The organism is Prevotella sp. C561 (assembly GCF_000224595.1).
Lineage (GTDB): Bacteria > Bacteroidota > Bacteroidia > Bacteroidales > Bacteroidaceae > Prevotella > Prevotella jejuni.
The window spans coordinates 32,059-58,785 of the sequence record NZ_JH114151.1; the positions used below are offsets into that span (position 1 = coordinate 32,059).

General features: G+C 42.5%; 20 protein-coding genes and 2 tRNA genes. 11 read left to right on the top strand and 11 right to left on the bottom strand.

Annotated features, from left to right (window positions below):
* Window position 1: 1 nt before the first annotated feature.
* Together HMPREF0666_RS12190 and HMPREF0666_RS12195 are read right to left on the bottom strand one after the other, a co-directional pair.
* A complete protein-coding gene (locus tag HMPREF0666_RS12190) occupies window positions 2–1,324 on the bottom strand; it encodes a PAAR-like protein (protein ID WP_009012671.1) in 1,323 nt (440 codons plus the stop codon).
* Between the two features lie 2 nt (window positions 1,325–1,326).
* Window positions 1,327–2,244 (bottom strand): hypothetical protein, encoded by a 918-nt coding sequence (locus HMPREF0666_RS12195; RefSeq protein WP_009012672.1) that lies wholly within the window; start codon window positions 2,242–2,244, stop codon window positions 1,327–1,329.
* A gap of 2,452 nt (window positions 2,245–4,696) precedes the next feature.
* Between HMPREF0666_RS12195 and HMPREF0666_RS12200 the strand changes: the two genes are divergently transcribed.
* On the top strand, window positions 4,697–5,860 hold the full coding sequence (locus tag HMPREF0666_RS12200) for an OmpA family protein (protein ID WP_009012673.1): 1,164 nt from the start codon (window positions 4,697–4,699) through the stop codon (window positions 5,858–5,860).
* Window positions 5,861–6,034: 174 nt separating this feature from the next.
* On the opposite strand, the gene lipA is transcribed toward HMPREF0666_RS12200, so the two are convergent.
* Window positions 6,035–7,858: a lipoyl synthase gene (lipA, locus tag HMPREF0666_RS16760; RefSeq protein ID WP_009012674.1), complete on the bottom strand. Its 1,824-nt coding sequence runs from the start codon at window positions 7,856–7,858 to the stop codon at window positions 6,035–6,037.
* 220 nt (window positions 7,859–8,078) lie between these two features.
* Here lipA and HMPREF0666_RS12210 point away from each other — a divergent pair, with 220 nt between their 5' ends.
* A complete protein-coding gene (locus tag HMPREF0666_RS12210; protein ID WP_009012675.1) occupies window positions 8,079–8,486 on the top strand; it encodes an FMN-binding protein in 408 nt (135 codons plus the stop codon).
* 28 nt (window positions 8,487–8,514) lie between these two features.
* Window positions 8,515–8,799, top strand: a complete 285-nt coding sequence (locus HMPREF0666_RS12215) for a putative quinol monooxygenase (protein ID WP_009012676.1) — start codon at window positions 8,515–8,517, stop codon at window positions 8,797–8,799.
* A gap of 203 nt (window positions 8,800–9,002) precedes the next feature.
* Here HMPREF0666_RS12215 and HMPREF0666_RS12220 read toward each other — a convergent pair whose 3' ends face one another.
* Window positions 9,003–10,016 (bottom strand): aspartate-semialdehyde dehydrogenase, encoded by a 1,014-nt coding sequence (locus tag HMPREF0666_RS12220; RefSeq protein ID WP_009012677.1) that lies wholly within the window; start codon window positions 10,014–10,016, stop codon window positions 9,003–9,005.
* A gap of 275 nt (window positions 10,017–10,291) precedes the next feature.
* On the opposite strand from HMPREF0666_RS12220, the gene HMPREF0666_RS12225 reads away from it, so the two are divergent.
* The 4 genes from HMPREF0666_RS12225 to HMPREF0666_RS12240 all read left to right on the top strand — a co-directional run bounded on the left by HMPREF0666_RS12225 (window position 10,292) and on the right by HMPREF0666_RS12240 (window position 15,301).
* On the top strand, window positions 10,292–12,409 hold the full coding sequence (locus HMPREF0666_RS12225) for a cation:proton antiporter (protein ID WP_009012678.1): 2,118 nt from the start codon (window positions 10,292–10,294) through the stop codon (window positions 12,407–12,409).
* 75 nt (window positions 12,410–12,484) lie between these two features.
* Window positions 12,485–13,192 (top strand): ABC transporter ATP-binding protein, encoded by a 708-nt coding sequence (locus HMPREF0666_RS12230; protein WP_009012679.1) that lies wholly within the window; start codon window positions 12,485–12,487, stop codon window positions 13,190–13,192.
* A gap of 96 nt (window positions 13,193–13,288) precedes the next feature.
* A complete protein-coding gene (locus tag HMPREF0666_RS12235) occupies window positions 13,289–14,149 on the top strand; it encodes a S1 RNA-binding domain-containing protein (protein WP_009012680.1) in 861 nt (286 codons plus the stop codon).
* A 267-nt stretch (window positions 14,150–14,416) separates the two neighbouring features.
* Window positions 14,417–15,301 (top strand): ThiF family adenylyltransferase, encoded by an 885-nt coding sequence (locus HMPREF0666_RS12240; RefSeq protein ID WP_009012681.1) that lies wholly within the window; start codon window positions 14,417–14,419, stop codon window positions 15,299–15,301.
* A gap of 165 nt (window positions 15,302–15,466) precedes the next feature.
* On the opposite strand, the gene HMPREF0666_RS12245 is transcribed toward HMPREF0666_RS12240, so the two are convergent.
* Entirely contained in the window at window positions 15,467–15,871 is a 405-nt protein-coding gene (locus HMPREF0666_RS12245) for an OsmC family protein (protein ID WP_009012682.1), read from the bottom strand.
* A 349-nt stretch (window positions 15,872–16,220) separates the two neighbouring features.
* Here HMPREF0666_RS12245 and HMPREF0666_RS12250 point away from each other — a divergent pair, with 349 nt between their 5' ends.
* Both HMPREF0666_RS12250 and HMPREF0666_RS12255 read left to right on the top strand, forming a co-directional pair.
* Window positions 16,221–16,823 (top strand): TetR/AcrR family transcriptional regulator, encoded by a 603-nt coding sequence (locus tag HMPREF0666_RS12250; RefSeq protein ID WP_009012683.1) that lies wholly within the window; start codon window positions 16,221–16,223, stop codon window positions 16,821–16,823.
* A gap of 20 nt (window positions 16,824–16,843) precedes the next feature.
* Entirely contained in the window at window positions 16,844–17,839 is a 996-nt protein-coding gene (locus HMPREF0666_RS12255; protein WP_009012684.1) for a nitroreductase, read from the top strand.
* Between the two features lie 1,126 nt (window positions 17,840–18,965).
* Here HMPREF0666_RS12255 and HMPREF0666_RS12260 read toward each other — a convergent pair.
* The 6 genes from HMPREF0666_RS12260 to HMPREF0666_RS12285 form a co-directional block, all read right to left on the bottom strand.
* Window positions 18,966–19,637, bottom strand: coding sequence for a YiiX/YebB-like N1pC/P60 family cysteine hydrolase (locus tag HMPREF0666_RS12260; protein ID WP_009012685.1), 672 nt, complete (start codon window positions 19,635–19,637; stop codon window positions 18,966–18,968).
* A 112-nt stretch (window positions 19,638–19,749) separates the two neighbouring features.
* Window positions 19,750–21,141, bottom strand: coding sequence for an asparagine--tRNA ligase (asnS, locus tag HMPREF0666_RS12265; RefSeq protein ID WP_009012686.1), 1,392 nt, complete (start codon window positions 21,139–21,141; stop codon window positions 19,750–19,752).
* 140 nt (window positions 21,142–21,281) lie between these two features.
* On the bottom strand, window positions 21,282–22,829 hold the full coding sequence (locus tag HMPREF0666_RS12270) for a pseudouridine synthase (RefSeq protein ID WP_009012687.1): 1,548 nt from the start codon (window positions 22,827–22,829) through the stop codon (window positions 21,282–21,284).
* 139 nt (window positions 22,830–22,968) lie between these two features.
* Window positions 22,969–24,315, bottom strand: a complete 1,347-nt coding sequence (gene purB, locus HMPREF0666_RS12275; protein ID WP_009012688.1) for an adenylosuccinate lyase — start codon at window positions 24,313–24,315, stop codon at window positions 22,969–22,971.
* Between the two features lie 157 nt (window positions 24,316–24,472).
* A tRNA-Val gene (locus tag HMPREF0666_RS12280) sits at window positions 24,473–24,547 on the bottom strand.
* 48 nt (window positions 24,548–24,595) lie between these two features.
* Window positions 24,596–24,670: transfer RNA gene (locus tag HMPREF0666_RS12285), tRNA-Val, on the bottom strand.
* 450 nt (window positions 24,671–25,120) lie between these two features.
* Between HMPREF0666_RS12285 and HMPREF0666_RS12290 the strand changes: the two genes are divergently transcribed.
* Both HMPREF0666_RS12290 and HMPREF0666_RS12295 read left to right on the top strand, forming a co-directional pair.
* Complete coding sequence (locus tag HMPREF0666_RS12290; RefSeq protein ID WP_009012689.1) at window positions 25,121–25,555, top strand: HU family DNA-binding protein; 435 nt, start codon at window positions 25,121–25,123, stop codon at window positions 25,553–25,555.
* Window positions 25,556–25,971: 416 nt separating this feature from the next.
* Complete coding sequence (locus tag HMPREF0666_RS12295) at window positions 25,972–26,487, top strand: outer membrane protein (RefSeq protein WP_009012690.1); 516 nt, start codon at window positions 25,972–25,974, stop codon at window positions 26,485–26,487.
* The last annotated feature ends 240 nt before the right edge of the window (window positions 26,488–26,727 follow it).

Below are 26,727 nucleotides of genomic sequence, written 5' to 3' on the forward strand. Positions count from 1 at the left end.
ATTATAATGTATTTGCTATAACAGTAATATTTTTCTTATTTTCTTTACGACTCTTTATAATTTCTTTTACTATATCCTCGTACATTTTATTCTCATCTTTATTATCCCCCCATTCTATCTGATTATTAACTATCGAACTCAGAATACCAATTCCGATACCACTAAGAGTAAACCATTTATTTGAAATATTCCATTTGAAAGCCTTGGTTTTACCTGACCAGATTTCTTTCCAAAATTCATGAGGAATATCACCCATACCCTTCTGTGCACCATACGCCAAATCACTTGCCCACATTGCATGCCCTGCACCAGCCATATCTCCCTTCAACTTATATTCTAATGCTCTTTCGTTAAAGTTCATTGCTTCTTTGGTAAGTATCTTATTACCTATTATAATACCCATAACAGTCTCTGCACCAGAATATCCTGTACTCACTGCAGTGCCTGCACCAGCATTCTTCATATCATCATCAGTTAAGATATCATGTTTCGTATTTATAGATACTTTGTCATCATCTTTCTCAAGTGCTAACTTAGCATAGTTGTTTTGCGAAACGACAGTGTCATCACGATAACTACTATTGCCACCTTTCAAATAATCATACACAGAGAATCCCGAGCCAAGGACAAGACCAACAACAGCTCCACCTGCCTGCCCCTCAAAACCTGCAAGCAAAGCATTTGCACCATTACCTATGAAGCCTTGCTTAGTCTTTGACCAAAAATTCTTATTTCTTATTTCATTATTGGTTTTACTAATCATCTTTGCAAGTTCTACAGCCTTTGCATGATCCATAACCAATGAGACAATACCACCTTTGGAACAAGTAAGTATCGAACGTTCCAAAAGAGCATTACTTTTCTCCAGATAGACCTTTCGATGAAACAAACTCCACTCTCCTTCAAGAGAACTATCACATTCGTTAGCTAAGTATTTGTAAGTTGTAGCCGCCCCGCAGGATGCTATTCCTCCAACAAGCAATGCCATTGAGGTTACAAAAGCTACATTTGTAGCCGTTGTTGCAATGGCTGCTGCAGCACCAACCACAGCAGCACCAGCTCCTGCTGTTGCTATTACAAATGTAACAACCAAAGCTCCAGCAGCAAGACCAATGAGTAAACCACCAAGCCCAGAAAAGAATGTCTGTTTGATACGACACTCCAATGAGCAACTCAACTTCTTGTCACAAATATTCAACAAGGGTTTTTCTTCTTTGCCATACAACACTGTTGCCTCACGTGTCAGTCCTAATTGTGCTGGTTCGCCTCCTGTCATCTCCGTACAGATAACATCTGTGCCAGCAGGTATATATGATTGTGCCATAGTTATTTCAGTCTGTGAATACGATAAGTTACCAATATTTCAATATTATTCTTTACCTCCTCAATAATATTCACCTTGATTTCTTGAGGAAGTCCGTCATCTGCAAGGAGGATATCATGATAGAACTCATAATTATACTGCGTAAAGCTATACTTGATAATTGGCTGATAACGTTCCTTATAGGTTCTCATGATACCATACTCATTGACGAACTTTGTACGCTGGTCGTCAGCTGAGATGTAACGTGATATCTTCTTCAGTCCCGTCTCCTCATCTGTAGTAACCTCTTGCGTAAGAGAAGTCTTAATAGGAGTTTGGGCAAAGAGGAAAGAATAGAAGGTTTGATCGAACTTCTCATCTTCCAGCTTTCTCCCTAAAAGATACTTATCAAAGAAAACATCATAAAACAGCTTACCCGAGAGTTCTGTTCTGAAAGTAGGTTCATCAACAAATTGCTTGTCAATAAGGTCAGTAAACTTCACCACCTGCTTGCCTTCGTCAGAGCCTTGCCCCATTGTAGAATTGATAGTATAGAACATCTCCGCACGGTATTCCTCCCAGCGTTTCTTGATTTCTTCAAAGTTCACCACTTTGTTAATCTTGCCAGTCTGCGTGTCAATAGTAACCTCTGCACGGCACTTGATACTATCAATCTTATCCAATAACTCCAGAGCTGGCATCATGTTGTCTGGTCGTATCTTGATAAAGCTCTCCGTCACTTCACCTTTAAACCTGTTGTTTTTCAGTTTGGAGTCATACTGCAAAGATATTTCACGCCGTATATCAGAATGACTTGTTATCATTCCGTCTATACGGTTCAATACTTTCTGTTCACATCTGTACTTGACAGTCTTATCAAATAATTCTGTTTTCTCAAATAGGTTACGCCATGGGCTCCCTTCTTCTCCCCAATCTATCATATCGGTTTATATAGAATTAGTAAATATTGTTATAGAATGTGTAGGAAAAGAGGAAGAGGACTACAATCCTATTTGTTAAGTGCAAATATAAGGAAAAAGCATTAGAATAACAAATAAAATGACAGTTAAAAGTCAGGCACTTATGAGAAGTGAGATGATAAGATAGACCATAGCAGCGGCATCTACTATTAGCTTTCATTGTAAGAGATTATTGTAGAGAGAGCCACACAAGCTATTCAAGTACGGTTAGTGTTAGCCTCTCCTTTTTGGTTCTTCTGAAATATGGAGTGATAAACTAAAACTCTTATATAATACGGCACATAGGGGGACGGAGGTATAGCGTACTGTTTTCTGATAATTTCTGAGATAAATGCTTGGGGTATAGAATGTCTAATAAAACTGGCAAACTACTTCTGTCGTTCCCCGTGTCGACGGTTCCTCCATGACTATCAGTACTTTGTGTTTGATAATTCTCCGTGTTCTCTATTACTCTGTGTGACATTTCGTCAAAGTTCAAGACTTAGTTGCCCTTTCGATCGAGCTTCCTAAAGAGACCTCTTTTACTCACAGAACTACACAGAAGAACAGATTACACAGGGTTTCACAGAGACATTAAGTCAACCGATGACACAGAGCGTTTCAGCTATTGTTGGGTGTTGGGTGTTAATTGTTAGGTGTTGATGAATAGCCTTGGTGGGTGTTGGGTGTTAAATGTTGGGTGATGAAGATTACTTACAGAGGGGACAAGTTAATTGTACATTCCCATCATGACACAAGCAGCGAAGGAGGGGTAACCTCGGTGTTCACTTCCCTCTCTATTCGGAGAGGGGCCGGGGGTGAGGCTTCTGTTGGATGTAAGGTTCTGTGATATCGGTTGACTTAATGTCTCTGTGAAGGTTTATGTGTTCTGTTCTTCTGTGTTCCTCTGTGAGAATAAGTACACACCCTCCATGTGAGAAAGAACGCTTGAGATTCGCTGGGGAGGTTTTTCTCTCACAGAACTCACAGATTTAACAGACCCTTTTTGAGCACAGTTTCGAGCCCACAGAAGGCCTCCGGCATACAGATAACACAGAGCGTTACTGCTAAAGATGGGTGTTGGGTGATAGTTGTTAGGTGTTGATGATTAGCCATAAAAGCATCGAGATGAGACCATACTCGCATCAAGACACAAACAGCGAAGGAGGGGTAACCTCGATGATCACTCCCTTCTCCATTCGGAGAGGAGCTGGGGGTGAGGCCTCTGTTGGCTGTAAGGTTCTGTGATATCGGTTGACTTGATGTCTCTGTGAAGGTTTATGTGTTCTGTTCTTCTGTGTAACTCTGTGAGAAATAGAACGCACCCTCTCGATAAGATAAGATCCATGCAAGGCGCTGGGGAGTTCTTTTTCGCACGGAGGGTATTTCTTTCTCTCACAGAGCACACAGATTTAACAGAACTTTTCCACCCACGTTTTGAGCCCACAGAAGGCCTTCGGCATACAGATAACACAGAGCGTTTCAGCTAATGAAGATACCAATAAGGAGGTAAAAAACAGCCTACATCCGGCCCGTAGGGGTATCTCGGTGATTACGCCCCTTCCCTCCGGGGGAGGGGACGGGGAGAGGCCTCTGAACTTCAGAAGGCCTCCAGCATACAGAGAACACAGAGCGTTTCTGCTAATGGTGGTATTAATAAGTGACATAGAGAAGTGTACATCCTTCTTATAGGGGTATCTCGGTAATCACTCCCCTCTCCATTCGGAGAGGGGCTGGGGGTGAGGCTCTTTCTTATAGGGGGTATCTCTGTGATTACTCCCCTTCCCTTCGGGGGAAGAGATGGGGGAGGGGCCAGCATTTCTCTACGTGCTTAAAACTTTGGGAGAAGATTAAGAGAACGAGCGATAGATGGTGTTGCAATAAATGAAGAACAGAGTTCTGTTGTAAATCCTTTTCGTACTTCTTAAAACCAGTACCTGCTTTTTAATGTGCAAGAAGATGTCCTTCAACGTTCGAGAACATGCCCTTCTTGAGTGTTGTTAACGCCCTTCTTGAAACGAGTTAGGCGTCTTCTTAATTCTTGTTTATAACTATCTGAATGCCTGATAGTTGTGCGTCTATTTCTTCTTGGTTTTTTCATCCTGAATAGTGGATGCGCTTCTGTTGTTTTGTTGTGTTTTTTCGTCAAGCTATAAACATATTCAACTGACAAGAGACGGCATATCCATTGTCTGATAAATATGTATTTTTTCCATTGTTTATCATGCTGTTATTGAGTCTTTTCTTATTCCCTTTCTTCCTTTGTTTTCCATTCCGTCATTCAGTCTTTACTTATTCGTTCAACGTTAAATAATTTGTATTTTTCATGAAAAAGCGGCTGTGATAGATTTTAATTACTATCTTTGTGAACCGACTTATTTCCCAGTTGGTAGAGAGTGTGACGAAATGAATAAGTTCTTAAAAGTAATAAGTTATGAGAAAGTTTTTGATAGTATTGGCATTGGCGGGCGTGTCGTTGACAGGTTCGGCCCAAGAAGAGGTGCTTACCGAGAAGTATAGTGTTGCCACAAACTCGTTCTGGAATAATTGGTTTGTACAACTTGGTGCAGACTGGAATGCGTGGTATTCTAATCAAGAACATGGTCGTGATGCAGCTATTAGTCCGTTGAAGGATTTCCGTTCAAAGCCGGGTGCAGCCTTCGCCATTGGTAAGTGGTTCACACCAGGTATCGGTCTTCGCACGAAGATACAAGGTATCTGGGGCAAGCGTGTCGGAGCTGACAGTAATCCTGCTTCTCAGCTCGACAATAGTAATAAGTATTGGATAGCACAAGAGCAAGTGATGTTCAATCTGAGCAACCTCCTTTGCGGTTACAATGAGAACCGAGTATGGAACGTCATTCCGTTTGCTGGTGCTGGTGTTGGCCGTTCTATGTCGGCTAATCGCTATGCAATGGGATTGAGTGCAGGCCTTCAATCTTCTTGGAAGGTGTCAAAGGGGATGCGTGTCTATCTTGAAGCAGGATGGAACCGTTATGAGGGCGACCTCGACGGAGCGGCTTACGCAAGTAATGAACGCCGTGGATGGGAGTCGCATGACAATAACCTTTATGCAGAAATCGGTCTGAATTTCAATATTGGTAAGAGTACTTGGAGCAAGACACCAGATATGGAGACGATCAACGCACAGCATCAAGCAGCCCTTGACGCACTAAATGCACGCCTCCAAGATGCAGAGGAAGAGAACGCACGTCTTCGCAATGAATTGGCAAATCAGAAGCCTGTTGAGACTGTTTCAGAGTCTGTGAAGCAGTTGGTAACAACTCCTGTTTCGGTATTCTTCGACATCAATAAGGCAACAATCGCATCTCAGAAAGACCTCGTAAACGTACAGGCTCTTGCGAAGTATGCTAAGGACAATAATAATAACCTCCTTGTGACAGGTTATGCTGACAGTGCAACGGGCTCTGTTGCCTACAATCAGAAACTGTCTGAGCGTCGTGCTACTGTCGTTGCTAATGAGCTTGTAAAGATGGGTATTGAGGATAATAAGATTACAACTGTCGGTAAGGGTGGGGTAGAGACCTTGTCTCCTATTTCCTTCAACCGCCGTGCAACGGTTCAGATAACTGAATAGGGAAAGTACAATCAAGATATTTCTTAAATACAAGTAGGGATACACGAGCGTGTATCCCTACTTTTTGTTATGATGATAGGATTAATTGGGCTTATTAGGCTTATTGGCCTAATAGGCCCAATACCATCTTATTTATCATTGATACTTTGCCTTCCCTATCGTGAAAGTAATGACCTAAATGCCTTCAGCAGCATGATAAGACGAACGAACGAGCGGTCCACTTACAACATGCTTAAAACCTTTCTCTAAAGCTATCCGCTTATATTCAGCAAACTTTTCAGGCGTGATATAAGCCTTGACAGGTAGGTGGTCGACAGTAGGTTGGAGATACTGACCGAGTGTGAGACGTTGGCAACCAGTTGAAAGGATATCGTCCATTGTCTCTAAGATTTCTTCGTGGGTCTCACCTAAGCCGAGCATAAATCCTGTTTTGGCAGTGATACCGCAGTTGGCTATCTCTCTCAGCACTTCTAAACTGCGTTCATAGCGTGCCACGGAGCGTACTGATGGTGTGAGACGACGCACTGTCTCCATGTTATGTCCTGCTACGTGGGGGCGTGTTGCCATGACTTGACGTATGAGGTCAGCCTTTCCCATGAAATCAGGAATGAGTAGTTCAATCTTTGTGTCAGGGTTTAATTGGCGTATCTCTTCGATAGTCTTTATCCAGTGGGCTGCACCATAATCGGGTAGGTCGTCACGATCAACAGAGGTGATAACGGCATAACGTAGCTTAAGAGCTTTCACTGACTCAGCTACACGACGTGGCTCGTCAGGGTTGAGCAGTCTGGGTCTGCCACTTAATGTGTTGCAGAAACGGCACTTTCTTGTACAGATATCACCGCCAATCATCAAAGTTGCCGTACGTGCCATCCAGCATTCCGAGCGATTTGGGCAGAGTCCACTCGTACAGATAGTGTTCATATGATGCTTGGCAAGGATACCAGCCGTCTCGCCAGTCGACTTCTTCGATGTGAGGTCAATCTTAAGCCACTTTGGTTTCATCACGTGTGGCTCACGTCCGAAGAGTAAACGGAGGAACTGTCGCAGCTTCAAACCACGGATAATAGTGGATAGATCTATGTCTTCCAACCTCTCTTCTACCGCCTCTCTCGTGAACTCACAGCCTTTAAGTAGGCTGAGGAAATCATGGTCGATATCGCCAAGAAGGAAGTAATCACCCACCATATTGATGCTTCCAATGATGTTATTCTTTAGTTCAATATGGGCTTCAAGTGTTCCAACACCTTCAAAACGATGCTTTCGAACGAGAGAGTATTTGGGATTCTTACCATAGACAAAGTCGTCAGAAGATAGTTCTTTCTCAATCTCAGCAATACCCTTCATGTCTTCCTCCGTTAGTTCGAGCACCTCCTTACCACACATTTCCTGTCGTGCATAGTCCATAAAAGCCAAGATATCTAACTGTGTATAGGTCGCAACGTTCGTTACCCTTTGTCTGACAGATGCCACTCCTTTGCTTTGAAGTTTCTCTTTTGCAGGAGTGAGCGCATTAGAGAGGTGGTCGAGTTGGGTGTCGAAGAGTAGGGAGTTATGCAGAACACTACGATTAGACTGCTGATAGAAGGCGCATCCCGACACCTTCGTGTCGTCAATGAGAATGTCGTTTCGTCCCGATAGTTGTGCGTTAATATTCAGTCCTTGTAGCAGTTCGGCCATTCGGTGCATGTACTGTGCAAAGGCTTCGTTGGCGTTGACGGCACGAGAGATGTAAGAGAACTGTATGCAACCCTTGTCGGCATAGATACATCCGCCACCACTTTTCCGTCTGAAAATATCAATCTTGTGTTCTTTGCAGTAGTCGGTATTGACCTCATTATCAATCAACTGGTTGCGTCCTAACATAACTGTAGGGTTCACACGCCAGCCCATAAAGTAGTCGTCATCGGTATAATGCCGTGCTACGTATTCTTCCACCGCAAAGTAGAAGGGCAGTTGATGAATAGTATCTGGTTTAGGTAGTAGTATATATTTCATCGTTGGTATTGATTGTTTATGGGAACAAATGTACAAATAAAATAATTAAAGAGAGAAAAAAGTAGGGAAAATAGTGAGGAAGGCACTATTAGTCTTATTAGCCTTATTAGCTCAATAAGGTTAATATGCAACCCTTAAAAAATGCAAAAAGTAATCATCGCTCTTATACTTTTCGTATTTTTGTAGTCGAATTAATCAGTTTAAATAAAGGTAATAGGTTATGTTAAGAAAACAATTAGTATCAGTAACGGCTGTAGCAGCATTAACTACTGGTGTTGCTTTTGCTGCAGTGCAGCAGGATAGGGTGATGTATAGGCAGGCAGATGGCACCTACGTTGTCAATACGACCACTCTCTGTCAAAATGTCAAGGGCTTTAAGGGTGCTACACCCTTGGAGGTTTTTATCAAGAATAATAAGGTGGTTAAGGTTGAGGCTTTGCCAAATCATGAAGGACCAAAGTTCTTAGATAAGGTAAAACAAGGTCTTTTCCCAAAGTTTAGTGGCTTGAAGGTGTCAAAGGCAGCGAAGGCAAGTAGCATTGATGGGGTCACTGGTGCTACCTATACATCACGTGCTGTGAAGGAGAATATAGCTGCGGCCGTAGCTTACTATAAGAAGAATAAGTAAGAGTTAGATAACTATAAAATAGAAAAAGATGATTAGATTAAACGCTTTTTTCAAAGTTAAGGCTGGTGTGACAACAGCCCAAGTGAAAGAACTCGCAGATGAGTTGGTAGCACTTTCACGTAAAGATGAAGGTAACAAGGGGTACGATTTGTTTGAGAGCACAACCCAACCAGGTGTTTTCCTTTTCTGTGAATCATGGGAGGACAAGGCTTGTTTGACTCGTCATGCTCATTCAGAACATTTCACTCGTATTGTTCCTGAATTAGAGAAACTAACTGATGGTGGCTTAAGCATTGAGCAGTTTGAGCGCTAATCACAGATAGCCCTTTCCCTTCATTAGCCTTGGTCATTGACTATTTGGTTGAAGAGGGGGATGAAGAAACTAAATTAAAAGAGCGTATCAAGAAGTATTTAATCTTCTCGATACGCTCTTTTATTATCTTTGATAAACCTTCCCTCTTTTCGGTATATACTCTCCTCGCTTTAGAAGAGATATCCTTTGAGAGGAACCGGACATTACTTTACATCCCCCACCTTAATCAAATACTCCGCAATCTGTACCGCATTCAACGCAGCACCCTTGCGAATCTGATCGCCAGTGAGCCAAAGTGTATTGCCATTGTCGTCAGCAAGGTCCTTACGGATACGGCCCACATAGATGTCATCGTGACCAGCACTCTCGAGTGGCATTGGGTAGACATAGTTCTGTGGATCATCAACGACTGTAACGCCAGGAGCAGCCTTCAAAGCCTCACGAATCTCCTCAACAGAGAGTGGACGCTCGGTCTCGAACCATACAGCCTCTGAATGGCTACGGAGAGAAGACACACGGACACAGGTGGCAGAAGTGCGAACATCAGAGTGCATAATCTTACGTGTCTCGTTGAACATCTTTATCTCTTCCTTCGTATAGTCGTTCTCTGTCATCTTATCAATCTGTGGAATGACATTGTAGGCCAACTGATGTGGGAATTTCTCGATGGTCTTCACCTCGCCAGTCTCAACAAGTTCCTTGTACTGCTGTTGCAACTCTGCCATAGCGGCAGCACCTGCACCAGATGCACTCTGGTAACTACTGATATGTATCTTCTTGATATGGCTGAGCTTATCGATAGGATTCAATACAACAACCATCATAATGGTAGTACAGTTAGGGTTGGCAATGATGCCACGTGGACGGCTCAATGCATCCTCAGCATTAATCTCTGGAACAACCAAGGGCACGTCGTCATCCTGACGAAACTGGCTGGAGTTATCAATCATGATAGCACCATACTTGGTGATGGTCTCAGCAAACTCGGCTGATGTTCCACCGCCAGCACTGGTGAAGGCGATGTCTACATCCTTGAAATCATCATTATGCTGGAGTAGCTTCACCTCATATTCCTTACCCTTGAATGTGTATTTCTTGCCAGCTGAACGCTTAGAACCAAAAAGGACAAGGTCGTCCATTGGGAAGTTTCTCTCTGCTAAGATGCGCAGAAACTCCTGACCTACGGCACCACTGGCACCAACAATTGCTACTTTCATATCTTTTATCTTTATTTATTTCAAACCTATTCGTAGTTGCAAATTTACTATTTTTCTTGCAATGTGTGCTACAATCTATCTATCTTTTTAATATAATGTGATATATTTTATAAAATATCTTTGTTTATTCCTCATGCATTGTTCTTAGGCTATTATGTAGAGTCTTGAAGCGTTGCTCGCATGAAACAGAAAAGATATATACCTTTATACACAGTTAATGTTAGGTATGCCAAAAGTTTTTTCGTAACTTTGCAGACAGTAATTTATAGATACGCATGCTGAATTTATCCCAATATTTCCCGATAACTGACCCAACATTGATATTCTTTGTTGTCTTGCTGATGATATTGCTTTCACCTATCATCATGGGACGACTGCGGATTCCACATATCATCGGTATGGTGTTGGCTGGTGTTCTTGTAGGCAAGTATGGATTGAATATACTGGAGCGTGATGCTTCTTTTGAGCTGTTTGGACGAGTAGGATTGTATTATATCATGTTCCTTGCAGGTCTTGAGATGGATATGGGAGGACTGAAGAAAAATCGGAATAGTGTGATAGTCTTTGGTATGTTGACTTTCATTATTCCCTTTGCGATGACCTATTTCATGGGTATCAGTCTCTTGGGATATCTCCCTTTAGCCTCTCTTCTGCTCTCGGCTATCATGGCGTCTAACACATTGATAGCCTATCCGATAGTAGGACGATATGGATTGACACGGCATACGAGTTCTACGTTGAGTGTGGGTTCGTCTATGATTGCGCTTTTCATGGCGTTGATAGTGATGGCATCTATTGTCAATTCGTTTCATGGAAATGGTGGAATTGTTTTTTGGCTGTTATTTATTCTAAGGTTCGTAGCTTATTGCGTGGGGCTTATCATGGTCATACCTCGTGTGACCCGTTGGTTCCTTCGTCGATATTCGGATGCTGTGATGCAGTTCATCTTCATTCTTGCAATCGTATTCCTTTCTGCTGCCTTATCGGATGCTGTTGGTTTGGAGGGTATCTTTGGAGCCTTTCTGTCAGGCTTGATATTGAACCGTTTCGTACCGAGAGTATCTCCATTGATGAATCGTATAGAGTTTACTGGTAATGCACTCTTCATTCCTTATTTTCTTATCGGTGTGGGTATGCTGATAAATATACGCCTGCTCTTCGTCGGAAGTCGGATATTGTGGGTCGTATTCTGTATCGTACTCTTCGGTACGTTGGGAAAGGCTTTGGCTGCTTATTTGGCTGCTCGCCTCTTTCGAATGTCTTGGTTGTCAGGTCACATGATGTTCGGTCTGACCAGTGCACATGCTGCTGGTGCCATAGCAATGGTGATGGTAGGACGTAGACTGGAGATTTCTCCAGGTAAATACCTCTTTGGTGATGAGGTCTTGAATGGTATTGTAATAATGATTCTCTTTACTTGTGTCATCTCATCTATCATCACAGAGCGAGCAGCACAACGGCTTCGTCTACAAGAGAAGGAGGGTCAGGATATGATGAAGAACCTCGATGATGAGAAGATTCTGATACCTGTGAAATATCCAGAGTATTCTGATAATCTTGTAACTATGGCAACACTGATGCGCAATCCACGTCGAAAGAGAGAGTTGGTGGCATTGAATGTGGTATATGATGATGTGAATATGCGTCATAATCAAGCCGAGGGACAGCGTTTATTAGACCATCTATGTGACTTAGCAAGTGCTTCAGATGTACCTATGGTAACGCAGGTTCGTGTCGCAGCTAATATTGCCAATGGTATAAAACATGCTTTCAAAGAGTTCCAAGCATCAGAAATATTGATGGGCTTACACTTCCACAAAGAGATAAGTCGTAGTTTCTGGGGCGAGTTTACACGAAGTCTTTATAACGGATTAAGCCGTCAGATTATCGTTACACGTATCTTACAACCACTAAATACAATTCGCAGAATACAAGTGGCAATTCCTTCCCGTGCTGAGTTCGAACCTGGTTTCTATCGTTGGTTAGAACGTTTAGCACGTATGGCAGGCAACTTAGAGTGTCGTATCACGTTCCATGGGCGTAGAGATACATTGCAACTTGTTAACGAGTTTATCCGTAATCGTTTCTCAAGTGTGAGGGCTGAATATGAGGAGATGGAGCATTGGAAAGATTTAACCACGCTTGGTACGAAACTTCGGGACGACCATCTTTTTGTTATTGTGACGGCTCGTAAGGGTACAATATCCTATAAGACAGCCATGGAAAGGCTGCCAGAAGAATTGAATAAGTGCGTTAAGGGCAAGACTATCATGATTATCTTCCCTGACCAGTATGGTAGTGAGATGGATGATATGACCTTTGCTCAACCACAGCATACGGAGGAACGCAGTGCTTACGAGGCTGTTAGAGAGTGGATTAATAATAAGGTATAAGAGGTTATTAGGCTAATAAGGCCAATTAGGCCAATATGGCTAATAAGCCTAATAGCCCTAATAAAAGAATAGAATATGATAGACATTAAGAACATAACTAAAAGTTTCGGGTCGCTTCAGGTATTGAAAGGCATAGACTTACATATAGAGAAGGGGGAGGTTGTTAGTATTGTCGGACCATCAGGAGCTGGTAAAACCACGTTGTTACAGATACTTGGCACATTGGATAAGCCAGATAGTGGGGCTGTCGTGGTGGATGGCATCGATGTAGGAAGCTTATCAGCTGGTAAGCTGAGTGACTTTCGTAACCAACACTTAGGTTTTGTGTTCCAATTCCATCAGCTCCTTCCTGAGTTTACGGCCCTTGAGAATATTATGATACCTGCTTATATCGCAGGGCGAAAGACCAAGGAAACACGTCAGCGTGCCGAAGAACTATTGGAGTTTATGGGCTTGAGCGACCGTGCCAACCATAAACCCAATGAGCTTTCTGGTGGTGAGAAGCAGCGTGTAGCAGTAGCTCGTGCGTTGGTAAACAATCCTGCTGTCATCCTTGCTGATGAGCCTTCAGGTAGTTTGGACAGTAAGAACAAGCAGGAACTACACCAGCTCTTCTTCGATCTCCGTGATAAGTTCGGTCAGACTTTCGTTATCGTTACACACGATGAAGGGCTCGCACATATAACAGACAGAACGATACATCTCAAAGATGGCTTGATACAGAACCTCCCCCAACCCCTCCGAAAGGAGGGGAGTGCTACTGTCGAAATAGAGAATGAGTAGATTCTTAGAATGATAAGTTAGTTACTTAGAGAATATTGTTCATCTGTTACTTTGTCTTATAATAGATTATCTTGTCTTCAACTATAAAGGGTTATTATGTCTAAAATAAAGCTTGGAGCATACAACACGCTCACTGTATTAAAGGTTGCCTTACGTGAAGGCAATGGTGATCCATTTGGTCTTTACCTTGATGGTGGACCTGCTGGAGAGATTCTCATGCCTCAGAGGTATGTCCCTGAAGGAACTGAAATAGGTGATGAAGTGGAGGTCTTTGTCTATCTTGATCAAGACGAACGCCCGATTGCCACGACCGAAGAACCTTTAGCGCAGGTAGGCGACTTCGCTTACTTGGAGTGTTCGTGGGTGAATGAGTATGGTGCTTTCCTCTCTTGGGGTGTGATGAAAGACCTCTTCTGTCCTTTCCGTGAGCAGAAGAAGCGTATGGTTATTGGCAATAGCTATATTGTTTATATTCATCTTGACGAAGAAAGCTATCGTCTTGTGGCCTCTGCAAAGGTGGAACATTACCTTAACGAGCAACCACGTGGCTATAAACACGGACAGGAGGTTGACCTTTTGGTATGGCAGAAAACCGACCTTGGTTTTAAGGTCATTGTCGATAATCAGTATCCGGGGCTTATCTACGAAGACCAAGTGTTCCAGTATGTCCACACTGGCGACCGTTTGAAGGGCTATATCTCTACTGTTCGCCGTGATGGTAAGATTGATTGTACTCTTCAACCCACAGGACAACAGCATGCAGAAGACTTTGCTGAGACCCTGCTTCAATATTTGAAGGATAACGACGGAGTATGTGATCTTGGCGATAAGAGCGAAGCAGAGGATATCAAACGACGTTTCCAAGTATCGAAGAAGGTGTATAAACGCGCTGTTGGCGACCTCTATAAACGTCATCTTATCACTGTCGAACCGTTGTCAATACGTTTAGTAAAATAGAATAAATCCCTTTTTTCTTATTTTTTTCGTACTTTTGCACATGATAGGCTGCACTCGACAAAATGAAAGCAAGCTCTCTTTTGTTCTCGTTTGCACTATCTTTGAATAAGATAGGCTGCAATCGACAAAGTGAGAACGAGTTCTCTTTTGTCCTCGTTTGCACTATCTTTGAATAAGATAGGCAGCACTCGACAAAATGAAAGCAAGCTTTCTTTTGTTTTCATTTGCACTATCTCTGTAATCTAAATAAAGGATAATAATAAAACAATGCAGAATCAATTTTCAAGAACACAACTCCTTCTTGGTAAGCCTGCCATCGATACGCTTAATGGTTGTCGTGTGGCTGTCTTTGGTGTTGGAGGTGTTGGTGGATATGCTGTTGAGGTCTTGGCACGTAGCGGCGTGGGGGCTATTGATGTTATTGATGACGACCGTGTCTGTCTGACGAATGTCAATCGACAACTCCTTGCTACCACTCGAACGGTGGGAAAACACAAGGTAGATGTGGCTGAGGAGCGTATTCGTTCAATCAATCCACGTTGTATTGTACGGAAGTATCAAACTTTCTATCTGCCTGATAATGCTGATCAGTTTGATTTCTCTCATTATGATTATGTTATAGATTGTATTGACACCGTTACAGCTAAGCTCGACCTTATCTATCGTTGTCATGAACTTAACATCCCATTGCTCTCTTGCATGGGTGCAGCTTATAAACTTGATGCCACACAATTTCGTGTGACTGACATCTTCAAGACCATCAACGATCCATTAGCGAAGGTCATTCGTAAGAAACTTCGTAAGACAAAGATTAAGCATCTAAAGGTTGTTTATAGTCCTGAGGAGCCACTTGAGAGTATAGAACAGCCTGAAATCTCTTGCCGTTTCCATTGTATTTGCCCTGACAAGGATATGCGTAAGTGCACTGACCGCCATACTATCCCCAGTTCTAATGCGTGGGTACCAGCTGCAGCGGGACTTATTGCAGGTGGAGAGGCTGTGAAAGATCTTGTCAGTCTTGCCCACACTATGCGCATCCGTCCTGAGGATGAGGCTACAAGTGAGCCTGCTCGCATCGCTCGTGAACGTGCAGCAAAGATGCTGGAAGAACATAAACGTCTTAAGGCTGAGAAGGCTGCAGCGGATAAGTAATGTATTTATATTTTATTATTAAGGACATATAAGTCATTTCTGTCATCATTGGAAAGACATAATCCTAAGACTATGTAAGAAAATAAAAGGACATTTGGTGATGTTGCTATCCCAAATGTCCTTTTTTATTGTTTGTTGTCTTTAATGCCAAATCATACTATGAGATTACTCATAAATGAAGGTGAAATCTTTCTTTGCGGTTAGCGTATTGCCAACAAAACAGGTCTTAAGAGCGATATGCTCAAACTTCTTACGCTGCTTCTCATCAAATGAAGCCTTTAGATGGAACGTGATAGGAATACGAGTAACAGTAAAGGTTTGCATGTCTTCCTCTATCTCGCCGACCTCAGCATAGCAACCAGAAAAATCTACACCGCCACGTTCTGCCTGCAAGCCCATCATTGTCAAGCCACATGCTGCCAGTGCATTACCTAATAGCTCGACGGGATTCTGATTTTCTCCTAAGCCTCCTACAGCCTTACCCGCATCAGTGTTTATTGTCACAGCCGACCTAACATGCGTTGCTTCAACTCGTCCTTTACCTTGATAAATAGCTTTTGTAATTGTCATAATTGTATCTATTAGAATTAGTAATAATACTTCGATTGGTTAATAACATTTATATGTCTCTTGCAAAGATAATAAAAGAATATAGATAAACCAAGCCTTGCTAATCTTTCAATCATCTTTTTCTTTTTTCTTAAAGTCCAACCTTTAAGAAATTGTATTCTTGTTATATGCTAATAGGCTTGTGTCTCTACTCATCTCGGTTAGTCTGATTTTATTTAAAACTGTTATTTCCTTTGCTTGCAGGTTAAACTATATAAAATAGGAGAAATAACTTAGCTTAATATTAGCGTGTTACCGATAAGTAACTTAACTTTGCAGTTACCGATTGGTAACATAGGCATATAATAGAATGAAAAGTAGAGAACAAACAGAAAGTAAGATACTTGAGGCTGTCGCAAGCATTGTTGAGAGCGACGGTTTCGAGAAGCTTGGTATCAATACTATTGCGTTAAAAGCGAATGTTTCTAAGATGCTTATTTATAGATACTTTGGTGGACTTGAAGAGTTAGTTGCACGGTTTATAATGCAGAAGGATTATTGGGCTAACACTGACACGCTTATCCTCAATCCTCATTCGGTTGGTGATAGTATAAAGAGCATGTTTCGCAATCAGATTGAGCAACTACGAAACGATGTTACTTTAAGGCGGTTATGTCGCTGGGAGTTATCCTGTCATAACGCAAGCATTGACCGGCTTAGAGATAAACGGGAAGAGAATGGATGCAATCTAATCAAAGTGGTCAGTAGACTGACTGGGTGTTCTAATTCGGAGGTGGCGTCTTTAGCAAGTATTCTCTCGGCTTCTATCAGTTACTTGACATTGATAGAAGATCAATGCCCTACGTATAACGGTATTGCTTTACAGACTGATAAGGGTTGGGAACAGATTGCACAAGGAGTAGACATGATAGTCGACTTATGGATAAAAAGTATTCAAGAAGGGAAAAATTAATTGTTTTATAATTTGTTTGTATGGGAGTTATGAATAATATAGTAGCACAAAATTCAGATTATCTGTTTATGATAGAGAGCGCTTGTAAGGCTCCTTCTGGGCATAACACACAGCCTTGGTTGTTTAAGATAGGTGCGTCTGAGATTGATATCTATCCTGATTTTTCAAAAGAATTACCTGTTGTCGACCCAAGTCATCGGGAGTTATTCGTTAGCTTAGGCTGTGCGACAGAAAATCTTTGTATTGCTGCTCACGAGAAAGGCTATCATACTGAGGTCAAAGTCATAGAGAACTCCTTTATTCGAGTCCTACTTACAGAGGGGAAGGAAAAGCTGCCTGATTCTCTATTGTTCCCTCAAATTGCTGTAAGACAGACGAATAAGCGTGTCTATAATGGTGAGGTAATACCAGAAAGGAGCATTAATCTACTCAAAATGGTTCCTATGGAACCGTCTGTATCTATTCATTTTTATAGAAATGGAACTGTTGATTATGACACAATAGCTGGTTGGGTTTATGCTGGAAATCGCTTGCAAATGAACGATGAGGCTTTTAAGACGGAACTTACTGACTGGATGCGTTATAATAAGAAACAACAGGACAATACACGAGATGGACTGAGTTATGCTACTTTCGGTGCTCCGAATATTCCTCTTTTTATGGCTAAGTTTATCATGTCAAAACTTATCAATGAGAAAACACAGAATAAAGGAGACCAAAAAAAGATAGCTTCTGCATCGCATCTCGTTCTTTTCACAACAAAAGATAATACTGTTGAACAGTGGGTTGCTTTAGGTAGAACCTTGGAGCGGATGCTATTGTGCACAACACAGGTAGGTATCGCAAATGCTTATCTCAATCAGCCTAATGAAGAGAGTGGTATTGCAAAAGAAATGGCAAAGCAATTGCAAATCCCTACGGAATATCCTACTGTCTTAATAAGATTGGGTTATGGGAAGCGTATGCCTTATTCACTTAGGCGTGACTATAGGTCATGTATTCTTTCTAAAGAGTAAATTTGTTGACAAGAAATAGGTCATTGGATAGGTTAAGTATTATTCTCTTTTATAAAAGTACTATTTAGTAAGTTGGAATTATAAGCTTAACAACTATGGTTCGTCCAATGCTTCGCATGATGTTTCAGACCTCTCTTGTCGCTTCAAGTCCTATTTCTTCGTAAGCCTTAGGTGTCTCTGTGATAATTGGCGGCACTCCACGTAGGCTTTCTCCTTGTAATATAAGTTGTTGGCCACTCCCTTTCTCTCATGGAAAATAGGTGGGTGGAACTTATAAAGAGAGGTGACCTTCTCCCTTGCTATCCATTGTAGCGAGAAATGGATGATTGAGCTTGCTCCTCTTTGGATGCTGATAAAAGGGGTGATATGAAACGTGCGAGCTTACTTGTAGGGGATAGGGTGGGGGAGGCGTTGCCTCTTTATCACACTAACTTGGTAAACTTCTCATGCCTCAGAAGGAATAATAGGATTATGAAAAAAACGTTACATCTCAATGAACTAAATACCCTCAAAATAGGAGTATAATATCTTAAAAAATCAGCCTTATAACCTTCATGAAATCAATAAGTTACAAACTGCGTTGGAGAAGACGCCCTTCTTGCCTCAAGAAGGGCGTCTTCTGCATGCAAGAAGGGCATGTTCTTGAATGCTAAAAGGCCTCTTCTTCGAGCTTGAAGAGCATGTGTGGGATAAGAAGGGTGCAAAATAAGACCCCTCCCCCAGCCCCTCCCCGAAAGGGAGGGGAGCGCCTAACGGGACACAGTTTGCTATGATTTTGTGGACAGTAAGTACGTATTAGTAGTTTTCTTCAAACCATTAACACCTAACATTCACCACCCACCATCATAAAAGAAACTACGAAATAATGGACGATAAGCAGGTGTTAGAGGCTTTACTCAAACCATTAACACCTAATATTCACCACCCACCACCATAAAGGATGCTTTGATTTTGTGAGAAATAAGTAGGTGTTAGGAGTCTTACTCAAGCCATTAACACCTAACATTCACCACCCACCACCATAAAGGATGCTATGATTTTGTGGGTAGTAAGTACGTGTTAGTGGCTTTACTCTAACCATTAACTCCTAATATTCACCACCCACCACCATAAAGAAATAGATAGGTTATTGTGCAGTTGGAGCCTCAAAGTCGTATGTAACCTTTATGGCTTTATCACGTGACAGCTGTCCGGGGTTGGTACCAGGTTCTCCTTCGGGTATTTCACGATGATAGAAAGCATAGAAGTGGACCCATGCGTCTAATATTTTCCCGTCTTTATCGTGGAAAGACATAGGGATTGTTGGGAACACAGGTAGCCCATGGTGGTCGACAAATGACTTCTGAACCAGTTCACTACAATAGATTTCTTTGTCATCAGGCATATAGAAATGGTCGTATGGACGGCCGAGATAGCTTAGTGCTCGGCTCATGGAAGTAGCCATATCACAGTCGACAATTACTCTACCAACTGCTATGAGTGGTTTTCCTTCTTTCCCTTTTGCACGATCAAGGAACTTGGTAAGAGGGGTGAGCGACACCGCTTTGCCATAAGCCTCCAGTGCATAATCGGCACTATCCGTATGATGGAAGATGGCTACGTGGTCGATCTTTAGTCCGTTAATGCCCTGTGTGGCATCTGTAATAGGGTTGCTTGTTTCCTTCACAACAAACATCAAGTCGCCTTCATGCAAGTTTTGCAGTGATATGTCTTCGTCTTGAAAGGACTCAGTAGAGCAGCCGACTAAGGAGATAAGGCACAGTAAGAGAAGGTTTGATACGATGCGTTTTAGTTTCATGATTGTTTTTCTGTTTATATAAGTTATATTTTAAGTTTCGTCAGGAGTGTTCTTTTAGGTAAATAAAAAGACGACCATCTCTTGTAGATAGTCGTCTTCTATTGTCTAATCCTTAGAATTCAGCGTTCTTTGGAGTACGTGCAAATGGGATTACGTCACGGATGTTCTGCATACCAGTAACGAAGAGGATGAGGCGCTCGAAGCCAAGACCGAAGCCACCATGTGGACAGGTACCGTACTTACGAGTATCAAGATACCAGTCGTAAACCTCACGCTTCATGCCACGATTGTCTATCTCTGTAAGCAACTTGTCGTAATCTTCTTCACGAACAGAGCCACCAATAATCTCGCCAATATGTGGGAAGAGGACGTCAGTACCCTGCATTGTCTTGCCGTCAGGGTTCTTCTTCATATAGAACGACTTGATCTCGCTTGGATAGTCAGTCATGATGACAGGGCGTTTGAAGTATTCTTCTACGAGATAACGCTCATGCTCGCTACTGAGGTCCATTCCCCAACCAGTGATAGGGAACTCAAACTTCACGCCGTCAGCGACTGCCTTCTGTAGAATCTCGATACCCTCTGTATAAGTAAGACGTACGAAATCTTCCTTCAAGATGCCTTCCAAGCGAGCAATCAGCCCCTTGTCAATCATCTTATTGAGAAATTCAAGGTCGTCCTTGCAGTTCTCCAATGCCCAACGAACGCAATATTTGATGAAGTCTTCCTCAAGGTCCATGAGCTCATCCTTGTCGATGAAGGCTACTTCAGGCTCTACCATCCAGAACTCTGCCAGGTGGCGTGGAGTGTTGGAGTTCTCTGCGCGGAAGGTAGGACCAAAGGTATAGATAGCACCGAGTGCTGTCGCACCTAACTCACCCTCCAACTGTCCAGACACAGTAAGGTTAGTACGTTTGCCGAAGAAGTCAGCACTGTAATCAACCTCACCACCTTTTGCAACGCGGTCAAGGTCGAGTGTGGTTACTTGGAACATGTTTCCTGCACCCTCAGCATCACTACCAGTAATCAGCGGAGTGTGGAAATAGTAGAAACCATGGTCGTGGAAATACTTGTGGATGGCCATTGCCATGTTATGGCGGATACGGAAGACAGCGCCAAAGGTGTTTGTGCGAAGGCGCATGTGACCATATTTACGCATATACTCGAAGCTCTGACCCTTCTTCTGCATAGGGTAGTCGCTTGGGCAAAGACCGTAGATCTCAATCTCTTTACATTGTATCTCAGACGTCTGACCAGCGCCTTGGCTCTCTACGAGCTTACCGATAACGCTGATACAAGCACCTGTTGTAATGCTCTTCAGTTGGTCTTCGTCGATAGTAGAAGGGTCGACAACAACCTGAATGTTCTTAATTGTAGAACCATCATTCAGGGCGATGAAGTCAACAGCCTTGCTGCTTCTATGAGAACGAACCCATCCCTTTACGTTGATATCTTTACCAAAATCGGTGCAAGCAAGTGCATCGACGATTTTTGTTCTTTTCATTTGTTATATTGTAATTAGGTACTCCCCAAGTCTCTCAAAAGGAGAGGAATGTTGTTAACCCATGTGTCTAATGCCTAAATCGTGGCATTGTTAGGTCTCGCACATCCACTTCTTTTGAGAGGTTTGGGGAGGTTTCTATTTTATTCAAACGCACCCATGCGCAGCATGTCAACCTCCTTCTCAGTGAGGAAGCGCCAATCGCCACGACGTACATTCTTCTTAGTCAAGCCCGCAAACTGTACACGGTCGAGTTTTACGACACGGTAGCCAAGGCTTTCAAAGATACGACGTACGATACGATTCTTGCCGCTGTGGATTTCAATACCAACCTGTGTCTGATCCTGTGGGTCGGCATATTCGATAGCGTCAGCCTTGATCTCGCCATCTTCCAACTCGATACCGTCAGAGATCTTCTGTAGGTCATTAGCCGTAACAGGCTTGTCGAGGAATACGTGATATACCTTCTTCTTCAAGAACTTAGGGTGAGTAAGCTTTGAAGCAAGGTCGCCATCGTTGGTAAGAAGCAGTACACCAGTTGTGTTACGGTCGAGTCGACCAACAGGATAGATACGTTCTGGGCACGCACCCTTCACGAGGTCCATCACAGTCTTACGTTGTTGAGGGTCGTCACTTGTAGTTACATAGTCCTTAGGTTTGTTCAGAAGGACATAGACCTTCTTCTCCAATGATACTGGTTTCTCTTGGAAGAGTACCACATCAGAGCGGAGAACCTTACTACCGAGTTCCTTTACGACCTCACCATTTACGGTTACTGCACCAGAGAGGATGAACTCATCAGCCTCACGACGTGAGCATACACCAGCGTTAGCAAGATACTTGTTCAAGCGGATTGGCTCATTTGGATCGAAGTTCTCCTCCTTGTATTCAATGCGCTTCTTAAGTGAATACTTTGCATTTGGGTCATAATCAGCACTGTGCTGACGGTATCCGCCCTGATTGTATCCGCCACGGTTGTTGTATCCGCCACGATTGTTGTTGTATCCACCACGGTTGTTGTTGTATCCGCCACGATTGTTGTTATATCCGCCACGGTTATTGTTGTATCCGCCACGACTCTGATAGCTTCCCTGCTGGCGAGGCTGGTATCCACCCTGACGTGGCTGGTAACCGCCTTGACTTGCCTGATAGCTTGTCTTCTCCTCACCCTCAGCACCACTATTGGCGTTGTAACGTGGGCGATAAGCCTGTGACTGATAGCCATTTTCTTCACTGTTGTAACGTGGACGATAGCCACCCTGCTGTGGACGACTCTGGTATCCACCACGATTATTATATCCACCTTGGCGTGGCTGGTAGCCGCCTTCTTCACCGTTACTATTGTAACGTGGACGATAACCACCCTGCTGTGGACGGCTCTGATAACCCCCACGATTGTTGTTATATCCGCCATTATAGCTGTTCTGACGTGGACGATAGCTACCCTGTTGTGGGCGACTTGCACTCTGCAGACCAGAGCCGAAGCCCTCAGGACGGAACCCGCCTTCGTCGTTACTGCTATTAGCCTTATCGCTACTGTAAGCGCGTTGGCTGTGAATACGTGGACGTTGTGTACGTCCTGTGCCACGGTACTCTCTTTGATAGCCGCCTTGTTCGGCAGCTGAATAGCCCTCGCGGCTGTTCTCATTCTGCTCAGACTGAACTTCTTTGTTCTCGAATTCTTCTGTCATAATTGTTTAACTTAAGATTTGATACTACTGGCCTCACGGCCAATCCATTTATTTATTAATTATTAAAAATCAAACTCCGTTAGACGGAGAGACTCAGTTTAATATCTTCTTTATACTTTATTATACCCTATAAGACGGATTAAATGCCCGTATAGTTGTGTGGATTGATAGCCATTAGTTCGGCTTTCACACTGTCGCTGACATTGAGTGTCTGAATGAAATCATGTATTGTTTCCTCTGTCATCTTCTTGTTTGTGCGTGTGAGTGCCTTTAATGCCTCGTATGGATGTGGATAAGCTTCACGGCGCAAGATAGTCTGAATAGCCTCTGCCACAACTGCCCATGTGTCCTCAAGGTCAGCTTTTAGCTTCTCTTCGTTGAGGATGAGCTTGCGAAGACCCTTCAGTGTGCTCTGTATGGCGATGATACTATGTCCAATAGGAACGCCAACATTACGCAGAACAGTTGAATCTGTAAGGTCACGCTGCAGTCTACTTACTGGCAACTTCTGTGCCAAGAACTGTAGGATAGCATTGGCTACACCGAGGTTACCCTCACTATTCTCGAAGTCGATAGGGTTCACCTTATGTGGCATTGCACTTGAACCTACTTCCCCAGCCTTAATCTTCTGCTTGAAATACTCCATTGAGATATACATCCAGAAATCGCGATCGAGGTCGATCATGATGGTGTTGATTCGGCGAATAGCATCAAAAATGCTACCTAAGTGGTCGTAGTTGCTAATCTGTGTCGTCCACTGCTCGCGCTCTAATCCTAATTTCTCACTGACAAAACGGTTGCCGAAAGCACGCCAGTCATGTTGTGGATAAGCTACGTGATGGGCATTGAAATTACCCGTAGCACCGCCGAACTTAGCTGTCATCTTACAGTTGCGCAGGCTTGCGAGCTGCTCGCTGAGTCGGTAGACATAAACCTCTATTTCCTTACCTAAGCGAGTAGGGGAGGCTGGCTGACCGTGTGTCTTTGCCAACATCGGTATGTCCTTCCACTCATCAGCATATTCCTGTAATTGCGCTATTAGCTCCTCAACCTGAGGATAGTAGACCTCTTCGAGAGCTTCCTTTATAGAGAGTGGGACGCTGGTGTTGTTGATGTCCTGTGAGGTTAGTCCAAAATGAATGAACTCCTTGTAGTCGTCAAGTCCACCAATCTTGTCAAACTCCTCTTTAATAAAGTATTCTACGGCCTTTACGTCATGGTTGGTTGTCTTCTCAATCTCCTTTACACGTGCTGCAGAAGTCTCATCGAAATTGCGATAGATATCACGCAATTGCTCAAAGAGAGCACTGTTGAAACTTTCCAGTTGTGGTAATGGTAATTCGCAAAGAGTGATGAAATACTCAATTTCTACGCGTACACGATAACGGATAAGTGCGTACTCTGAGAAATAGTCAGCAAGACATTCCGTTTTACTTCTGTAGCGACCGTCAATAGGCGATACGGCTGTTAATGCGTCAAGGGTCATAATTTCATTTATTAATATGCTGCAAATTTAAGAATAAAATCATTAATAGCGCAAATAATAATAATAATAATATCAAAAAGGAAGCAGATTAAAGCTGAATAAAACAAAAAAGACTTCACAACAAAGTTGCAAAGTCATCATTTCAAAGTCTCATCGGTGGGCGTTGACGGATTCGAACCGCCGACCCTCTGCTTGTAAGGCAGATGCTCTAAACCAGCTGAGCTAAACGCCCTTAAAAAATCCCCTGCAACCCCAAGAAGTCACAGGGAAACACCCCTTGTGGGCGTTGACGGATTCGAACCGCCGACCCTCTGCTTGTAAGGCAGATGCTCTAAACCAGCTGAGCTAAACGCCCCTTACTTTTTGTAAGGCGAGTGCAAAGGTAAGGAAAGTTTTTTATTCTCGCAAACAAATGGCAAATAATTTAGTTGAAAATCTCAATTTAGTAGGTTGTGGAAAGCCTTTCCTTACCTAAATAATTCTCTTTAACGAATTATTTTCATGAAAAATAATATTTTTCTTCATGAACGGAAATATTTCTTTTCATGAACAAAAATATTTCTGATCGTGAAGATAATTTAGTGGATGGCAGTGTGTCATGTTGGTAAAAGGCTTTATAATTGATGATGTTTGATACATGCAAGTTGTTGTTTAGTCGCTTCTATGGTCGTATGAATTGGTGTGCTTGATTGAAAGAGAGTGTGACGTGGATTCGTAAAATAGTTTATTTTGTTTTGCATGAATTGTTTATTTTGCTTATATTTGCACCGTATTTATATTATAGGAAACGAATAGGCAGAAGATTATGTCAGTAGAAGTAAGACTGGAACAGAGTAAGTTTAAGGATAAGAATGGTGCTGGAAAATGGTATGCACGAACTGTCAGTACGGGTATCGCTACGACAGACGACCTTGCTGATGCTATTCAGGAAAATACGTCATTCTCACGTGGCGACGTGCGTGGACTTGTCATTGCGTTGGTAGACGAGATTTCTTATCGTCTTCGTCAGGGTGAGACCGTAGCACTTGAAGGGTTAGGTAGGTTTCATCTGACAGTAGAGAGTGAACCTGTGGATAATCCTGACGACTTTGATATCAAGAAGCATATAAAGAATGTGAAGTGTCGCTTTGTACCAACCAGCACTCGTAATGCACGTACTGGCAAGAAGGAGCAGACGCTGGCTAATGGTGCACGCGTGGAATGGGCAGAGCCTGATTTAGACGATGATGATGATTGGTAGACAGGACGAGAGGGTCGTTAGTAGTTGATGATGACCTGAGGAATAAGGATTAAAAGGCGAATTTTGTGTATTTATCCCCATAATATTATGGTGTAATCCAGTTTTCTTTGCTTTTCTTATAACTTTTGTACTGTTTTCCTTTGATGCTAATAATATTTTGTATATATTTGCACAATGTGATTAGATAGGCATCTATCAGTATAGCTTTTATTCAGTGTATAGTAGATAGTTGCAAGTGTTTTACGAATATAATTAAAAGCTAAAAGACGGTTTAAGCAAGTGCTTTAAATCAGTTCTTATTCAATTTAAGACATAAACAAGGGCAATGGCATTCTCTGTTTGAATGGTAGGAAAAGCCTTACAAGCCAGTGATTGTCAATATTCCCAGACTTATTTTTTATATAAAACAAATAGAAATGAAAAAACTTTTACTATTAGTATGTGCAGCCGTTATGAGTCTTTCGGCTTCAGCACAGGCCGGTGATAAAGCACTTGGTGCACAGTTTGTATTCGGGTCACAGACTAATAACATCGGATTTGGCGTTAAAGGTCAGTACTACGTCACTGATCATCTTAGAGGTGAGGCTTCTTTTGACTATTTCTTTAAGAACAAGGGCTTGACAATGTGGGATATCAATGCAAATGCTCACTATCTTATTAATGTAGCTGATAAGTTCAATGTTTATCCTCTTGCAGGTGTTGGCTATACAAACTGGTCATATCGTAATGATGTACTTGTTAAAAACGAACAGAATGGTTCAATTGATAAGGTCGAGGTTAAGGGCACAGATGGTCGTATTGCCATAAACCTTGGTGGTGGTGTAGAGTATGCTGTTACTGATAACATCATCCTAAATGCTGAGATGAAGTATCAGATTATCAGCAATTACAACCAGTTGGTACTTGGTGTAGGTGTAGCTTACAAGTTCTAAATATTTAGCCTAATCGAGCATTAGATACCGAACAAATTTTATGGTATAAAAGCTGTCAAGAGACAATACGGATTAGTTGGTCCAAGATAGTCTAATGTCCGATTTTCGTTTATGTTAGGTTCTAAAGACTTTATGTCGTACGAAAGCCGTTTGGCCATGTTCGATAGCAATCTTTAGAACCTAACTTGTTTTTATCCCCTCGATCTGTTGTTGTCTACATAGAGTTGTAGCTTATTTATT

What these genes read in the sequence shown, in the direction of transcription:
- HMPREF0666_RS12195 (WP_009012672.1), bottom strand. Translation starts at nt 2,244, where the DNA reads ATGATAGATTGGGGAGAAGAAGGGAGCCCATGGCGTAACCTATTTGAG.
- HMPREF0666_RS12190 (WP_009012671.1), bottom strand. Translation starts at nt 1,324, where the DNA reads ATGGCACAATCATATATACCTGCTGGCACAGATGTTATCTGTACGGAG.
- HMPREF0666_RS12200 (WP_009012673.1), top strand. Translation starts at nt 4,697, where the DNA reads ATGAGAAAGTTTTTGATAGTATTGGCATTGGCGGGCGTGTCGTTGACA.
- HMPREF0666_RS12260 (WP_009012685.1), bottom strand. Translation starts at nt 19,637, where the DNA reads ATGAAACTAAAACGCATCGTATCAAACCTTCTCTTACTGTGCCTTATC.
- HMPREF0666_RS12225 (WP_009012678.1), top strand. Translation starts at nt 10,292, where the DNA reads ATGCTGAATTTATCCCAATATTTCCCGATAACTGACCCAACATTGATA.
- HMPREF0666_RS12210 (WP_009012675.1), top strand. Translation starts at nt 8,079, where the DNA reads ATGTTAAGAAAACAATTAGTATCAGTAACGGCTGTAGCAGCATTAACT.
- HMPREF0666_RS12235 (WP_009012680.1), top strand. Translation starts at nt 13,289, where the DNA reads ATGTCTAAAATAAAGCTTGGAGCATACAACACGCTCACTGTATTAAAG.
- HMPREF0666_RS12240 (WP_009012681.1), top strand. Translation starts at nt 14,417, where the DNA reads ATGCAGAATCAATTTTCAAGAACACAACTCCTTCTTGGTAAGCCTGCC.
- purB (WP_009012688.1), bottom strand. Translation starts at nt 24,315, where the DNA reads ATGACCCTTGACGCATTAACAGCCGTATCGCCTATTGACGGTCGCTAC.
- HMPREF0666_RS12215 (WP_009012676.1), top strand. Translation starts at nt 8,515, where the DNA reads ATGATTAGATTAAACGCTTTTTTCAAAGTTAAGGCTGGTGTGACAACA.
- HMPREF0666_RS12255 (WP_009012684.1), top strand. Translation starts at nt 16,844, where the DNA reads ATGGGAGTTATGAATAATATAGTAGCACAAAATTCAGATTATCTGTTT.
- HMPREF0666_RS12220 (WP_009012677.1), bottom strand. Translation starts at nt 10,016, where the DNA reads ATGAAAGTAGCAATTGTTGGTGCCAGTGGTGCCGTAGGTCAGGAGTTT.
- HMPREF0666_RS12230 (WP_009012679.1), top strand. Translation starts at nt 12,485, where the DNA reads ATGATAGACATTAAGAACATAACTAAAAGTTTCGGGTCGCTTCAGGTA.
- HMPREF0666_RS12250 (WP_009012683.1), top strand. Translation starts at nt 16,221, where the DNA reads ATGAAAAGTAGAGAACAAACAGAAAGTAAGATACTTGAGGCTGTCGCA.
- HMPREF0666_RS12290 (WP_009012689.1), top strand. Translation starts at nt 25,121, where the DNA reads ATGTCAGTAGAAGTAAGACTGGAACAGAGTAAGTTTAAGGATAAGAAT.
- HMPREF0666_RS12245 (WP_009012682.1), bottom strand. Translation starts at nt 15,871, where the DNA reads ATGACAATTACAAAAGCTATTTATCAAGGTAAAGGACGAGTTGAAGCA.
- HMPREF0666_RS12295 (WP_009012690.1), top strand. Translation starts at nt 25,972, where the DNA reads ATGAAAAAACTTTTACTATTAGTATGTGCAGCCGTTATGAGTCTTTCG.
- asnS (WP_009012686.1), bottom strand. Translation starts at nt 21,141, where the DNA reads ATGAAAAGAACAAAAATCGTCGATGCACTTGCTTGCACCGATTTTGGT.
- HMPREF0666_RS12270 (WP_009012687.1), bottom strand. Translation starts at nt 22,829, where the DNA reads ATGACAGAAGAATTCGAGAACAAAGAAGTTCAGTCTGAGCAGAATGAG.
- lipA (WP_009012674.1), bottom strand. Translation starts at nt 7,858, where the DNA reads ATGAAATATATACTACTACCTAAACCAGATACTATTCATCAACTGCCC.